This is a genomic window from Streptomyces sp. NPDC101194 (assembly GCF_044767885.1).
Classification (GTDB): domain Bacteria; phylum Actinomycetota; class Actinomycetes; order Streptomycetales; family Streptomycetaceae; genus Streptomyces.
In genome coordinates, this window is the sequence record NZ_JBIWOS010000005.1 from 360,038 (window position 1) to 374,113 (window position 14,076).

General features: G+C 69.6%; 8 protein-coding genes. 2 read left to right on the top strand and 6 right to left on the bottom strand.

Annotation, left to right across the window (positions count from 1 at the left end; all coding sequences use genetic code 11):
- Nucleotides 1–379 precede the first annotated feature (379 nt).
- The 6 genes from ACIRP2_RS21445 to ACIRP2_RS21470 all read right to left on the bottom strand — a co-directional run bounded on the left by ACIRP2_RS21445 (nucleotide 380) and on the right by ACIRP2_RS21470 (nucleotide 10,950).
- Complete coding sequence (locus tag ACIRP2_RS21445; protein ID WP_404252501.1) at nucleotides 380–1,402, bottom strand: AraC family transcriptional regulator; 1,023 nt, start codon at nucleotides 1,400–1,402, stop codon at nucleotides 380–382.
- Nucleotides 1,403–2,102: 700 nt separating this feature from the next.
- Nucleotides 2,103–2,828, bottom strand: a complete 726-nt coding sequence (locus ACIRP2_RS21450; protein ID WP_404252502.1) for a dienelactone hydrolase family protein — start codon at nucleotides 2,826–2,828, stop codon at nucleotides 2,103–2,105.
- A 348-nt stretch (nucleotides 2,829–3,176) separates the two neighbouring features.
- A complete protein-coding gene (locus tag ACIRP2_RS21455; protein ID WP_404252504.1) occupies nucleotides 3,177–6,566 on the bottom strand; it encodes a S8 family peptidase in 3,390 nt (1,129 codons plus the stop codon).
- 351 nt (nucleotides 6,567–6,917) lie between these two features.
- Nucleotides 6,918–7,751 (bottom strand): SDR family oxidoreductase, encoded by an 834-nt coding sequence (locus ACIRP2_RS21460; protein WP_404252901.1) that lies wholly within the window; start codon nucleotides 7,749–7,751, stop codon nucleotides 6,918–6,920.
- Nucleotides 7,752–8,282: 531 nt separating this feature from the next.
- Nucleotides 8,283–9,311 carry a helix-turn-helix domain-containing protein gene (locus ACIRP2_RS21465; RefSeq protein WP_404252506.1) on the bottom strand — a complete coding sequence of 343 codons (1,029 nt, stop codon included), beginning with the start codon at nucleotides 9,309–9,311 and terminating at the stop codon, nucleotides 8,283–8,285.
- 283 nt (nucleotides 9,312–9,594) lie between these two features.
- Nucleotides 9,595–10,950: a carboxylesterase/lipase family protein gene (locus ACIRP2_RS21470; RefSeq protein ID WP_404252508.1), complete on the bottom strand. Its 1,356-nt coding sequence runs from the start codon at nucleotides 10,948–10,950 to the stop codon at nucleotides 9,595–9,597.
- A 1,031-nt stretch (nucleotides 10,951–11,981) separates the two neighbouring features.
- Here ACIRP2_RS21470 and ACIRP2_RS21475 point away from each other — a divergent pair.
- A complete protein-coding gene (locus tag ACIRP2_RS21475; protein ID WP_404252510.1) occupies nucleotides 11,982–12,191 on the top strand; it encodes a hypothetical protein in 210 nt (69 codons plus the stop codon).
- Between the two features lie 132 nt (nucleotides 12,192–12,323).
- Nucleotides 12,324–13,958 carry an amidohydrolase gene (locus ACIRP2_RS21480; protein WP_404252903.1) on the top strand — a complete coding sequence of 545 codons (1,635 nt, stop codon included), beginning with the start codon at nucleotides 12,324–12,326 and terminating at the stop codon, nucleotides 13,956–13,958.
- The last annotated feature ends 118 nt before the right edge of the window (nucleotides 13,959–14,076 follow it).

Below are 14,076 nucleotides of genomic sequence, written 5' to 3' on the forward strand. Positions count from 1 at the left end.
CTCCTTTGTCGGACGGGTCTTCACTCGCCGCACGCATCACTGCCTTCGATGCGAGGCCCGGAGGGCTTGCGAGGAGCGGACGCGGGGATGCGGACGGGGTTCCCGGGCTCGCCGGGGACTCGGATACGATCAGCGGGCCCGGGTGGGAACATTCGCCTGCGGGCAGGATCTCTGCCCGTCCTCGTGGTGTCGGCCATGTCCCTTGCGGTGAGGCAACGTTAAGGGCGGGTCAGAGCGCGCGCTTGACCGAAGGTGACAGAAGACTTACCGCTTGGGGACATGTCCTGTCCCCGCGGGCGCCGTCCCCGGACTCAGGCAGGGTCATGACGGGATACGGCGTGAACTGCCGTTCCGCTCCCTGGTGCGGAATCCCTGGTGGTCACTTCTCGACGGAAGGCTGCTGCCAGGTCCCGCGGGCCCGCCACTCCCTCGGACTGCAGCCGAACCTCTCCCGAAACCAACGCGAGAAGGCGCTCGGTGCCGAAAATCCCAGAAGTCCGGAGATCTCCGTGAACGAGCGGCGCGGGTTCGCCACGAGCTGCTCAGCGAGCTGGGTGCGTGTGGAGTTGAGAACGGCGGAGAACGTCTCACCCGAGGCAGCGAGGTGCCGGTGGATCGTCCTCCGGTCGACGCCGAGACTGTCTGCGACCTGCTCGATCGAACAGCGCCCGGTAGGCAGCAGGACTTCGATCAGCTCACGCACGCGGTCCAGCACGGTGGTGTCCTTCGAGACCGCGATGGACTCGAAATACTGCCGGGCGTAGGTTCGCAGCAGCGGGTCCGACATGGGGTTGGGAGCCTTGAGATCGTTGGCGTAGAAGACGATCCCGTTGAACTCCCGGTCGAATTCCACCAGGGAACCGAAGAGGCGCCGATGGGTACTGGGGTCCGTCGGGGCGTCGTGCGTGAAGCACACGGACAACGGCTGCCACCGGGCACCGAGAAAGCTGCGGAGGACCCCGTGGAAGGCGCCCACCGCCAGCTCCGTGGCCTGGCGGGCGGCCCCGGCCTCACCGAGCTCGAGGCTCACCTTGAGGGTGGCCAGGCCGTTCGTCGCGGAGAGCCGGCTGCGGAGCATCTCGTTGTACATGTGCTCATGGCGGACCAGAAGTTCGAGGGCGCTGCGGACATCGGGCTCGTCGCGCAGCACCAGACTGATGGGGCCGAGATTGGAGAAACTGCGTCGCTCGGCAAGGAGCAGGCCGAAGTCCCCGCGCCGCGAGGCCGCCGCCGAGAGTTCGAGCAGTTGGGTGACCGCCGTTCCGGGGATCCATCTGTCCTGGACCGCGAGGCCGACAGGGTCCAGGCCCACACGCTTCATCAGGGCCCGTGGATCGATGCCCAGCGACTGGCTGACCTCGACGTAGCTGTTCAGCGCGGCATTGCGGACAAGGGGCTTCATGGGTGCGCTCCAGGGCCGGCGTTGTCCCCAAGTGATAAGTGAGATGTCTCGTCACGTCAAGGGATGGGCCGCGTCGTGGCCTGGCGTTGCACCACTGCGTTGGGGTTCTCCGCCTGGGGACGGCGTCCCGGCCGATCGGAGATCCAACGGTGAGCACCATTGCAGCAAAACCTCGTCGACACACCGGCAGGGTCACCGCAGCTCCGGCTCCAGGTCGACCTCGAGGTCGGCTGCCCGCTGTTCCTCGTCCCGGTGCTGGAGGGCTATGGGCTGTCGGAGACTTCGCCTGTCGCGTCGTTCAACCCCCCGAACAGGCCACGCAGGGCCGGCTCGATCGGCCTTCGACCGCGGATGCCATTCGGGACGCACTCCCCAAGGGAGTAACCGGCAAGATCGTCAAGCGGGAGATCGTCGTCGCGCAGCAGGCGTCCACGGACTGAACCGATCTGGTGCGACGGCGGCAACCGCAGGAAGGCTCTGCGTGCGCAGCGGTGGGGCTTCTGGTCGACGGTCTGCGGAAGCCGGGCTGTACGGGTCGGGCGGGGCATCGGGCGGCGTCGGCTCGCGCCGCCGAGTGGGAACGCCCTCGCAGAGCTCCCCCGTCGCGGTCTTCTCCGAGCTGCGGTGACGTCGCACGAACGGGCGCCGGTGGCGGTCGACCGGCCTGGTTCACGGCCCGGAATCGCGGTTGCCGACCAGATCACTCCGTCACGGGCAGGCACTCGGCGAGCAGGGCGACGATGTCATGCCAGGCGCGCAGCGCGTGCCGTGGGTGGTAGCCGACGCCGGGAGGCGCGGTGTGGTCGACCGGTGGGTGGTGGAAGGCGTGAAGGGCTCCTCCGTAGACCACGAGGCGCCAGTCGACGCCCGCGGCCTGCATCTCCGCGGTGAACGCCTCCCGTTGCGCGGGCGGCATGATCGGGTCTTCCGACCCGACCCCGGCCCATACCGGGCAGCGGATGCGTGCCGCCTCGCCCGGTCGGCCCGTGGTCAGTGCGTTGACTGTCCCGATCGCGCGCAGGTCTACGCCATCGCGACCGAGTTCCAGTGCGACTGCGCCCCCGGTGCCGTAGCCGACGGCGGCGGTCCGATCGGGGTCGGCCCGTGATTCGGCACGCAACACGTTGAGCGCGGCGTGACCGATTCCTCGCATGCGGTCGGGATCGGCGAGCAGCGGCATGCAACGGGCCAACATTTCCTCCGGGTCTTCCACATAGCGTCCGCCGTGGAGGTCGAAGGCCAGCGCCACGTACCCCAGCTCGGCCAGAGCCTCGGCCCGCCGGCGCTCGACATCGCTGAGCCCCATCCCCTCGGGTCCGATCAGGACTGCCGGCCGCCGCTCGACACCGGCCGGGAGCGCGAGGTGCCCGATCATCGTCAGGCCGTCGGCCGGGTACTCGACCGTGCGTGTTGTGACCGTCGTCATGAGACCGGACTGTAGTGATCGTCGAGCCCGGCCGGGCCGGTGTTCACCGCCGGCGGAACAGCGCGGGTGTGCCTCGGGAACACAGGGACGGCTCACAAGGTCCGTCACGAACCCCGTTCCCGAGGCGGCGTTGTCGGATCACCCGCCCTGGCCGCGGTGCCGGCCGCCGGCAGCTCCCCGAGCGGCGCGGTCGGCTGCTCATCCCCATCCGTACACGACCCGACGAGCGACCTGAGGCCTCGTCACCTCGAGCACGGTTGCAGTACGCCCTGGTGATCACGGGTGGGGACACAGATGGGCGGCCGAGCGGTCCCCTGTCGAGGGAGACCGCCCGGCCGGACCGTGTGGCTACCGGACGTCGTAGGCGCGGGTGATGGTCTGGCTGACCGCGTTGCCGTTGGCGTCGGTGAAGGTGGCCTTCATCGTGACCTGCTTGCCGGCGGCGCCGGTGTGGTCGAGGACGGCCGTCCACTTGCCGTCCTGCTGCTCGGTCGGCGCCTGGGTCCAGGTGGTGCCGCCGTCGTAGGAGTAGGACAGCGAGGCCGCTGTGATCGCGCCCGGGGTGTACCCGGCGTGGCCCTCGACCGACAGGCCGACCCGGACACCGCTCTGCGCGGGCAGGGTGTTCATACCGTCCACCGGCAGGTCGTACGCCGGGAAGAGGAGCGGCACGCCGCGCGAGTAGACGTCCGGCTCCCGGTGGGAGCGGAAGCTCCAGGTGGTGGTGACGGCGGTGGAGCGCAGCCAGTTGCGGTCCGAGGTCGGGATCTTCTCCAGGTTCTGGGTGAGCTCGTACGCGGAGTCCTCGTCCGGCACCCTGAACACGTCGTACGGCCAGGCGCTGGTGGCGATCTGCTCACCGTTGCGCTTCAGCCTCAGGTTGCCGAGGTCGCCGAACGATCCGCCGGAGGACCAGTGGTCGCCGGAATTGTCGAGCCAGAGCGCGGGCTGGATGCCGATCAGGTCGCCCTGTCGCTCGGCGGCCAGCATCAGGTTGCCGTCGGCGTCGCGCGGCGCGGCCGGCCGCAGGGGGCCGCCGTACCACTCCTCGGTGCGCCGCTCTCCGGCCCGGTAGGTGCGCTCCTGGTCGCTCATGAACGCGGCGAAGGGGAAGCTGGTCATCGCGCCGTGGTACCAGGCGTCGCCGCCGGCCGTGTAGTAGGCGGTGCGGGTGCCGGGCACGTGGACCGCGCCGTACGGGCTCACGGGGATGTAGGTGCCGCTGCTCCCCGCGGGGCGGATGAACAGGGCGTCGAGGTAGTCGGCCTCCTTGCCCATGGCGTTCCACGTTTCGGAGACCTGGGCCAGCTTGGAGTCATTCGGGGCGTAGACCTGGTCGGACTGCAGCGGACCCTCGGTCGGGAACGACAGGTTGTAGACGTAGGACGAGCCGTTCTCGGAACCGCTCGCGCGCCAGGTGGGCCGGAATTCGAAGGTGCCGTTCTTGGCACGTCCGTCGACGTCCGCGTAGAACTTCTGGACGGTGCCGGCGGCCGCGAGCGATCCGGATACCTGCCAGGTGTCGTCCCACGTGCGGGAGTAGCTGAACGTGGTGTTGTCCACGGTCGAGGGGCGTTCGGTGTGCAGGCTCAGCCGGTGGGCCTTGCGGGCGTCGAGGACAACGGTGGTGTCACGCGTGATCCGAAGCTGTGGGTGTGCCAGGTAGCTGACCGACTCGGGCGCGTTGTCCGCGTCGTAGCTCCCCACGAAGCTGCTGAGGGAATAGTTTCCCGGGCGCACCCGGTACGTCTGCTCGGTCGCGCCCTGGTTGGTGCGGCGCTCGCCCTTGTCGATGTCGAGGCTGACGAGGTCCAGCGAGGAGGGGCCGGTCGCGGGCTTGCCGTTGCGGTCGATGACCTTGACCCGGAGGGTGACCGTCTCCGGCTGGACGTAGAGCGTGACGGGCACGGAGAGATGCACATCACCGCCGGTGGCCAGGATCCGGCCAGTGACCGCGCCGTACTGGGCGTCCTTCAGAAGGGCGGTGGGATCGATCCGCAGCGGCACCTGAGCGGTGGCCCCCGCGGGGACCCTCACCTTGCCCTCCTCCAGCTTGACGATGCCGGAGTGGACATCGCTGCCGTCGTTGCCGTGCACCCCGCTGACCTTCAGGTCCAGGGTGAGGTCGCTGCCGCTGGTGTTGGTGAAGGGCACCTGCACGGTGGTGCGGTCCGAGGTGTCCTGCGGCCAGTCGAAACTGCCGCCCTGGACGGCGGACGCGGAGAGCACCTTCTGGTTCACCGCGCCGAACACGTCGAGCACCCCGCCGCCGGTCTGGTCGGCGCCTGCGACCTTGCCGCCGGTGCGGGCGGAGGAGACCAGGGCGGCCTTGATCTGCTGTGCGGTCCAGTCCGGGTGGGCCTGGCGGACGACGGCCGCGGCGCCCGCGACATGCGGCGTCGCCATGGAGGTGCCCGACATCGAACGGTAGGCGTAGACGCCGCGGCCGCCCGCGCTCGCCGCCGAGATGTCGACGCCGGGGGCGGCGATCTCGGGCTTGAGGGTGTGGGTGACGGCCACCGGACCGCGGCTGGAGAACGACGCCGTGGTGTCATCACGGTCGACCGCACCGACGGTCAGCACCCCGGGCACGCAGCCGGGCGAGGAGACGGTCTCGGTGCCCGAACCGGAGTTGCCGGCGGCGACGACGAACAGGGTGTGGGTGTTCTGCGAGAGTTCCTTCGTGGCCTGGGCCATCGGGTCGGCGCAGTCGCCGATCCTGGGGTTGCCCAGGCTCATGGAGACCACGTCGGCCCGCTGGTCGACGGCCCACTGCATACCCGCGATGATCCAGGAGTCCAGGCCGTAGCCTTGGTCGTTGAGAACCTTGCCGATGAGCAGGGAGGAACCGGGGGCGACGCCCTTCTTGCGGCCGTCACTGGCCGCTCCGGATCCGCCGACCGTGGAGGCGGTGTGAGTGCCGTGACCCACCCGGTCGTTGGTGTCCTTGGAATCCGTGAAGTTCTTGGACGCGGCAACCTGGTTCACCAGGTCCGGGTGCTCGGCGTCCACACCCGTGTCCAGCACGGCCACCTTGGTGCCCTTGCCGTCGTAGCCTGCCGCCCAGGCCTCCGGCGCGTGCACCTGCTTGGTGGACTGGTCCAGCGTGGCCTTGACCTTGCCGTCCAGCCACAGCTTCTTCAGCGTGGAGCCGGAACGTGAGCGGGCGTTGGTGATGTCCTGCCAGAAGGCGGCGGCGGTGTCCTTGCCGGCCCTGAGCGCGACACCGTCCACAGCGGGAAGGCTCAGGCCCCGCTCGGCCCCACGTGGGGCCGCCGGCGCGCTCTCGGCAACGTTCACACTGTTCCGGTACGTGGCGATGAGCGGCAACGTTTCGGTGTGTGTGTCGTCGTATCCCTGGCGGATGAGCCCGGTGACGTTGAACAGTTGCTCGTCGACCTTGCCCTCGGCGATCGCCCGGGAGGCGCCCTCCGGGTATACGTAGAGGTCCTTGCCTATCTGAAAGGTCTGCACCATCGGCTGCGAGCCGTCCTCGCGAGGCAGCACGGCCGCCGCGCTGTGGCCCGACGGGTCCGTGGTCACCAACACCTTGTCGCCGGTGATGAGTGTGACCGCGACCTGCTTGCCGCCCGTTGCCGTGGTCCGGCCGCCGATGACCGGTCCCTTCCCCGAGGCACCGTCGGGCGGCGTGTCCGCCGCCCCGGAAGGCGCGACCGCAGTGACGGTCAGGACGGCGGCGGTCGCCGCGCCCAAAGCCATACGCGCTATGGGATGCATGAATCTCCCTACTTGACGCCGTAAACATGCCATGCTGCGGCTGCATCCTGGCAGACAAACGGATCACTTAGGGTTGCCGAGCGTGACGGGTTTCCCACGTGGCGGTATTCCGTCACACCGTCACGTCGATCGGTTCGTCGGCTCGGTGCACCTTCGGGCCCGGCAGGTGGGGGTGCGCTTCGCCGGGTCGGCGCTCGCGCGGACGACCTCACCTGAAGGAGCGCGCGCACATCCCCACTTCTTGACCAGCAGCAGGCCCCGGCCGGGTTGTTCGCGCCGCTGATCGACGGTTTCGGCCGGATCCGCCGCCCCGCCGTCGGGGCACGATGAACGTACTCAGGATCGGGCGGCTCAGCGGAAGGCGGCGGCATGCTCCGCGGCCCATTGCCGAAACGTCCTGGCCGGTGCACCGCTGATCCGGGACGCAGTGTCACGCACCGTGAGCAGCTCTTCGTTGACGTCGCCTCCGGTCAGGTCGAGCACCGCGTCTGCGGCCTCGTCGCCCAGGAGGACGGCCATCCCAAGATGGGCTTCCTCTCGGCTGATCTCGGTGAACGGCACTTCTCGCCCCAGTACCGCCGCGATGGTCCCGACCTGCTCCCGGGGTGTGATCCGCTCCGGACCGGTCAGCGCATATGTCCGCTCATGGTGTCCGGCCTCGGTCAGCGCCACCCGAGCCACCGATGCGATGTCCGCGGGGTGGATCGTGGGGAGGCCGATGTCCGCATAGGGTACGCGGACCGTATCGTGCTCGCGGATCGTTCCCGCCCACCACAGCGCATTCGAGGCGAACTGCGTCGGCCGCAGGATCGTCCATGTCATGCCGCTGTCCTTGAGCAACTGCTCGACGGTCAGGTTCTCGACAGCGGGGCCCAGGTGCGGATGGGTCTGGGCGGTGATGGACGAGACCATCACCACGTGTTCCACGCCTGCCCACCGGGCCGCGTCGATGATCTCGGCGTCCGGACCCATGCGTGACACGAGGAACAGCGATCGGACCCCCTCCAACGCGGGCTTCAGCGAGGCTGTCTCAGCGAAGTCACCCGCAACGGCTTCGACCCCTTCCGGGAACGCGGCCCGCGCACTGTTACGGGTGAGCCCCCTCAACGGTCCGGCGCCGCATGCCTGGAGCTCTTGCAAGAGGGCACTTCCTACATTTCCGGTGGCTCCGGTCACGAGGATCACGAGGTCTTCTCCTGTCATCAAGGGATCAACGTGCCGTGACGTTAGGACCTCGACCAAGCTTCAGGTCAAGAAGGCCGTGGGCCGGGGACGTTCATCCGCGTGCTTCGCCGAGCACGCAGCCGACAACGGACACCTGTGTGCGCGAGGCTGTGCCGTCACCTCGCCTCGACGTCCATGAGCCTCGAGATCACCGACCACCCCAGGAACAGACCGACACGCGCTGTCCCCGGGGATGGACGAAGCCGTCGGGTTCGCCGTCCGCATCCCCGAATACCTCGCCACGTGACCGGCGGTGTCGCCGTCATGGCCACCGTCACCGTGGTGCCGTTCCTCGTACCGAGCCGCCGGGAGTCCATCAGGACTCGGTCAGGTGCTTCTCGGTGTGGGTGCGCGTGCCGCCGCTCCGGCAGAGACCTCCGGCCCGGTCCACGGCCCGGCCATGAGACAGGAACCGCCCGGAGTTGGCGGCCGCCCTCGCGCGGGGAGACCGCCGACAGGCGGAAGCACTCGGCTCTCAGGCCGACGAGGAGGTCAAAGCCAACCCGCACGTGCAGCATGCCATCCGAGTTGCAGGCGCGACTCCGCCCCCGCAAGGTCCATCAGGCGGCGGATCCGTCGCTCCACGGTGCGTATCGAGAGGCCGAGTTGGGATGCGGTGCGCCGGTCGGAGATCCCTGCCAGCAGCAGGGCCAGTACCTCCAGTTCCTCCTCCGTCGGCTGCGGATCGGCTGCCGGCTCCACGCGCACGCCGGTGCCGGTGGTGTACATCGGCCGGGCCTGGGCCCATTCCTTCTCGAAGAGATGGACCAGGGCCGTCAGCAGGCCGCTGCGGTGCACCACGATTGCGCTGGGCTCACCGCCGGATTCCGCCATGTCCAGTGGCACCATGGCGCGCTCCCGGTCCGACACGACCATCTTCAGGGGCAGCGAATCGACCATGCGAAGCTCGATGCCTGCCATGACGGCCGCCCGCACGTCCCGCACAGCCTCGTGTCCGTCGAGATAGTTCTTGGCAGCCACGACCCGGAAGTCGACCCCGCGGTCCAGCGCGGAACTCTCCGACGTGTCGGTATCCTCGCGCGGCACCGCGATGGGCGCCCCGACGAGGAAGACGAGCAACTCCCGCTGGGCGCCGCACTGCAGTTGGTGGAAACGGTGTGCGACCTGCTCCACGCCGACGACCACCTCGACGACACCGCCCGCGGTGTGTGCGGCGGTACTGCGGTACTGCTCCGTCACCATCGAGAAAGCGGTCTCGGCCTGGTGCAGCGCGTCGCGCTGCGCGACGAGGAGCGGGGCCAGGGCCACTGAGGGCGGCGTGAGCCGGTAGTGGGCAGGCTGGAGACCGACCTCGCAATCGGCCGACTCGGGTGCTCCGCTCCCGGCCTCGGCGGCGACGGACACCAGACCGCGCGCCGCCAGGTCGAGCAGGATGCGCACGCTCTCGGCCTTCTCAAGTCCGGTTTGCCGGGCGAGGTCCTGGGCGGATGCTGTCGGGCGGGCCAACAGCGCCGTGTAGACAACCTCTTCGGCCGGGCCCAATCCCAGCGCCTGCAGCATCCGGCTCCTCCTCGGGCGGCCACCGTGTCCGGCCCTGGCGCACCTCCCGTGCACCGAGCGGATTCTTCCCAACCGCACCCTATCCCTCTGTCAGGTTGTCGCCCTTGGCCGTTGGCCCGGCCACTCCGGTCAGGATGCCGATCACCCGGGTTCCGGCCCGCCCGAAGTCGCCATGCGCGAGACCCCAATGGCGCTGCTCGCCCACGGATCCCGCCCGGCACCGTCGGCGGACTCCTATTGATCACCGGACAAGGCGGGCCTGCTCCCCCGTCGAGCGTGCTGGTCAGGTCTCCGCACCCAGCCAGGTCTCCCGTACGGAGCGGAGCGGGTCGCGCTCCGTACGGGACTCCGTGTTCCAGATGCGTGTCTCGCGCCGCTCGGTGGAGTAGGAGGGCCAGGCCGCGCCGGGGTCGAGGTCGCGGACGAAAGCGACCCAGGCCGTGTGCACGGCGTCGGCGAGCTGCTGCGGGGGCGTCTCCCCCAACGCCTTGTCGACCCCTTCGGCGCCCAGGAGGTCGAAGGCGAAGGGCAGGTCGACGCAGTGGTGGGCCAGGCCCTCGAACGCGGGTGCGGTCGCCGTCCAATCGAACTGGTAGAGCCACGTGGGGAGGTCGCGGATCGCCCGGGACTCGGCGAGGGCAACGACGGGCACGCGGAAGATCTGGTCGGTGAGGACCTGACCAGCCCCGCTCTCAGCGGCTGCGTTGAACTCGTGCGCGGTGCAGCCGATCATCAACGGGATGTCTCGCCCCGCCGCACCGGCGACGAGTGCGTCCGGCACGGGTTCGGGGATCAGCGTTCCGTCGGCGAAGGGGGCGAGGACCAACATCGGGAAGGCGTCGCGATCGGGACCGGGGGCGTTCAGCGCGTCCTGGAGGGCGAGGATCTCCTCGTCCGTCAGGCTCTGGAGGGCCGCGGCCGTGGCGGGCACCCCGGTGCGTGCGGTGAAGAACTCGGAGACGGTTGCCGCGAACTCGGGACCCTGCGGTCGCATGACCGCGCCCGAAGCCGAGATCGCTGCCCGGAACAGGCCCGCAGCGGCCGGCGTGGCCAGGAGTGTTTGGACCGCGCCGCCGCCTGCCGACTGGCCGGCGACGGTCACCTTGTCCGGGTCCCCGCCGAAGGCGGCGATGTTCTCTCGCACCCACCGCAGGGCAGCGATCCAGTCGAGCACTCCCCGGTTGTCCGGCGAGTCCTCCAGGTGCAGGAAGCCCTCGATGCCGAGCCGGTAGCCCAAGGACACCAGGATCACCCCGTCGCGGTTGAAGGCGGTGCCGTCGTACCAGGGGCTGGCCGAGCAGCCCGCGACGAAGCCGCCGCCGTGGATCCACACCAGGACGGGAAGGCCGGCCTGCCCGGCAGCGCGGACCGGTGTGAACACATTCAGGTTCAGGATGGATTCGCCGGGAACACAGGGCTCGGGAATGGTGGTTGTCTCGCCGAACGGACGGCGCTGCGCGGTGGGTCCGTACACGCGGGCGTCGAGGACCTCGGCCCACGGCTCCGGGGGGACGGGCGCGGCGAAGCGCAACGGTCCGATCGGCGGCCGGGCGTAGGGGATGCCGAGGAAGCGGAAGCCCGTCCCGGTCCGTTCGCCACGCACCGGTCCGTGGCTGGTTCGGATGATGTCTTCCGTCATGCGAGTCCTCTCTGAATGGTGCCGGTCGGTGACGGGGGCCTCGCGCCCGACGCGGTGGCGGGTACGCGCCGGGACCTTCGCTTCCTCGGCCGTGCGGTCGGCGACGACGGATGCGACGGCGATACCCCCATCGGGCTCCCTACGGTGACTGCGAAGAACGCGCGGAAGCGGGAGCCGGTGTCGCCCCGGAGCAGAGGAGAAGACCCATGAAGCGGCTCCTTCGGATGACGGAGGAACGAGCCTGCGAAGTGCCACCATCAGACCGCTTGGGGGGTATGACGTCAATGGTGTTGTCATAAGAGCTCAGCCGGCCTCCGGCCTCGGGGCACAGCGGTACAGCGGTCAGGCCGACGGGCGCTTGGCGCGGGCGGTGAGGCGTTCCCGGATTCGGCCCGCCGGAAGAGGGCATCGCGGCCCAGATCGTCCACGCCACCGCCGGCGGCGCCGTCCTGACCTGGCTGTCCGTGTCCGAGCCCGAACGAGACCCGGCACTCCTCGTCGCACTGCGCGAATCGGTGATCACCACCATCACCACCCGGGAACCGGCTGTGCAGGAACCCGGGCCGGCCGGCACAGCCCGTGCCCTGCGCGCAGCACTGCCCGGCCAGAACACCCTCAGCCACGCCGAACAGCAACTCCTGATGGAGTGGCTCCGGCGACTTGTCCGTACAGCCGCTCGGTCAACGGGCAAGGCGCCGGCAGCGAGCCGCCTCAACAAGCCGGACCGGGCGAGCACCGGGTGCGCCGGCCCATCGAAGTGGCCCCGGCCGCGCACCGGCAGCAGCCGCGGGCGTTCGGGGCGGCTCGCCGGGTGGCGATCGTCGCGCACGGTGATTCTCATGAATGTTCATCCGCGAGAGTTCTGCGAGAGCCCTGGAGTGATCACGCTTCCGCAGGTCGCCGTTCGCAACAGCCCTCTCGAGACCTGCATATCGTGCGAGACACCTCCGAGAGGCTTGAACGAGGTCCGCCCCCTCTCCCGTGCGGGTCGGCGCGAAGGTTCGCGCCGCACCCTTGGCAGGGTCGTATCCATGGCAGAGCTCAACGGCGGGGTCGAGGTCGTCGTCGACCTGACCGTGGAGATCGACGGCCCATGGAAGCCCACCTGCGTCGCCCAGGCGGTGCACAGGTTCTGTCCCTGGTCGCACGACGAGCTCGCGGGGCACCCACCGAAGCCCGCTCGGGCTCGCTCACCCCCTCACCGCTGCTCCCCATCGGCCGTGCCGCCGCGTACAGCATGAGCTCAGGGGCGATGGTGCAGCCACTGTCCGTCACGCCGGCGCTGAGCCTTATGACAACAGCATTGACATGTCATTGGGAACCTCGATTGCATGACCGTTCGACACACCCTCCCTCCCGCTTCGGAGCACCTCATGGCCAAGCCCGATCTGATCTTCACCCGCGGCCCCATCCACACCGGCGACCCCGCGCGCACCCGCGCGAGCAGCCTGGCCGTCACCGGGGAACGCATCACCGCCGTCGGCCATGACGAGGTGCGTGAACTGATCGGCCCGGACACCGAAGTCATCGATCTCCGAGGCAAGTTGCTGCTCCCTGGATTCCAGGACTCCCACATCCACGCCGTGTTCGGCGGAATGGAACTGGCCAAGTGCGATCTGACCGGCACGGTGGGCGTCGACGACTACCTCACCCGCATTCGCTCCTACGCCGACGCGCACCCGGACCACGCGTGGATCACGGGCGGCGGCTGGTCCATGGAGAGCTTCGACGGCGGACTGCCCACCCGGCAACTCCTGGACTCGGTGATCCCGGACCGCCCCATCCTCCTGACCAACCGCGACCACCACGGCGCCTGGGCCAACACCCGGGCGCTCGAACTGGCCGGTGTCACAAGGGAATCCGCCGATCCTGTCGACGGCCGGATCGAGCGCGAGCCGGACGGTACTCCGAGCGGAATGCTGCAGGAGGGCGCCACCGCCCTGGTCTCCCGGATCGTGCCGCCGAGCACGCCGGCGGAGCGCCTCGCCGGTCTGCTGCGGGCCCAGAAACTACTGCATTCCCTCGGCATCACCGGCTGGCAGGACGCCCTGCTGGGCGTGTTCGGCGGCAATCCGGACCCGTCCGACGCCTATCTGACGGCCGCCCGTGAAGGCACTCTCACCGCCCGGGTGACCGGGGCCCTGTGGTGGGACCGCGAGCGGGGGGCCGAGCAGATCGCCGAGCTGCTGTCCCGGAGGGAGCAGTTGAGCCACGGACGATTCCGGGCCTGTGCGGTGAAGATCATGCAGGACGGCATCGCCGAGAACTTCACGGCGGCCATGACCACCCCCTACCTCGACGGCTGCGGTTGCGCCACCGCCAACTCGGGTCTGAGCTTCGTCGACCCCGTCGCCCTGCGCTCGTACGTCACCGAGCTCGACGCGCACGACTTCCAGGTCCATTTCCACGCGCTCGGCGACCGGGCGGTTCGCGAGGCCCTGGACGCGGTCGAGGCAGCCGTCGAGGCCCATGGCCGGCGTGGCAACCGCCACCATCTCGCCCACCTCCAGGTGGTCCACCCCGACGATCTGCATCGCTTCGCGCGGCTGGGCGCCATCGCCAACATCCAGCCGCTCTGGGCCGCACACGAACCCCAGATGGACGAGCTGACCATCCCCTTCCTCGGACCCGAACGGGCTTCCTGGCAGTACCCGTTCGGCTCCCTCCTGCGCGCTGGAGCCACCCTGGCCGCAGGCAGCGACTGGCCCGTCAGCAGCCCCGATCCGATCGCCGGAATCCATGTCGCGGTGAACCGGATGGAGCCCGAGGCCACCGACAGGCGGGTCTTCCTTCCTGAGCAGCGCCTCGACCTCCCCACCGCGGTCGCCGCCTACACCGCCGGCTCGGCACATGTGAACGGGAACGACGACACCGGCACCCTGCTCCCGGGGCACCTGGCCGACCTGGTGGTACTGGACCGGGACATCTTCACGCTGCCCCCGGAGGAGATCGCCGAGGCCCAGGTCCTGCACACCTACGTCGGCGGCACGCCGGTGCACTCCGCCTGAGGAGGGCTACAGCCGCCGGGTTCGGGGTGCAGCCGCCCACGGCCGACCGGGGCTGTGATCAACGAAGGCCGGTCGGCGATCCAGCAGGGGCGATACTGCCCGCGCTCGCGCCGTCCGC

Coding starts and splice junctions, on each gene's coding strand:
- ACIRP2_RS21445 (WP_404252501.1), bottom strand. CDS start 1,402: ATGAAGCCCCTTGTCCGCAATGCCGCGCTGAACAGCTACGTCGAGGTC.
- ACIRP2_RS21450 (WP_404252502.1), bottom strand. CDS start 2,828: ATGACGACGGTCACAACACGCACGGTCGAGTACCCGGCCGACGGCCTG.
- ACIRP2_RS21455 (WP_404252504.1), bottom strand. CDS start 6,566: ATGCATCCCATAGCGCGTATGGCTTTGGGCGCGGCGACCGCCGCCGTC.
- ACIRP2_RS21465 (WP_404252506.1), bottom strand. CDS start 9,311: ATGCTGCAGGCGCTGGGATTGGGCCCGGCCGAAGAGGTTGTCTACACG.
- ACIRP2_RS21470 (WP_404252508.1), bottom strand. CDS start 10,950: ATGACGGAAGACATCATCCGAACCAGCCACGGACCGGTGCGTGGCGAA.
- ACIRP2_RS21475 (WP_404252510.1), top strand. CDS start 11,982: ATGGCAGAGCTCAACGGCGGGGTCGAGGTCGTCGTCGACCTGACCGTG.
- ACIRP2_RS21480 (WP_404252903.1), top strand. CDS start 12,324: ATGGCCAAGCCCGATCTGATCTTCACCCGCGGCCCCATCCACACCGGC.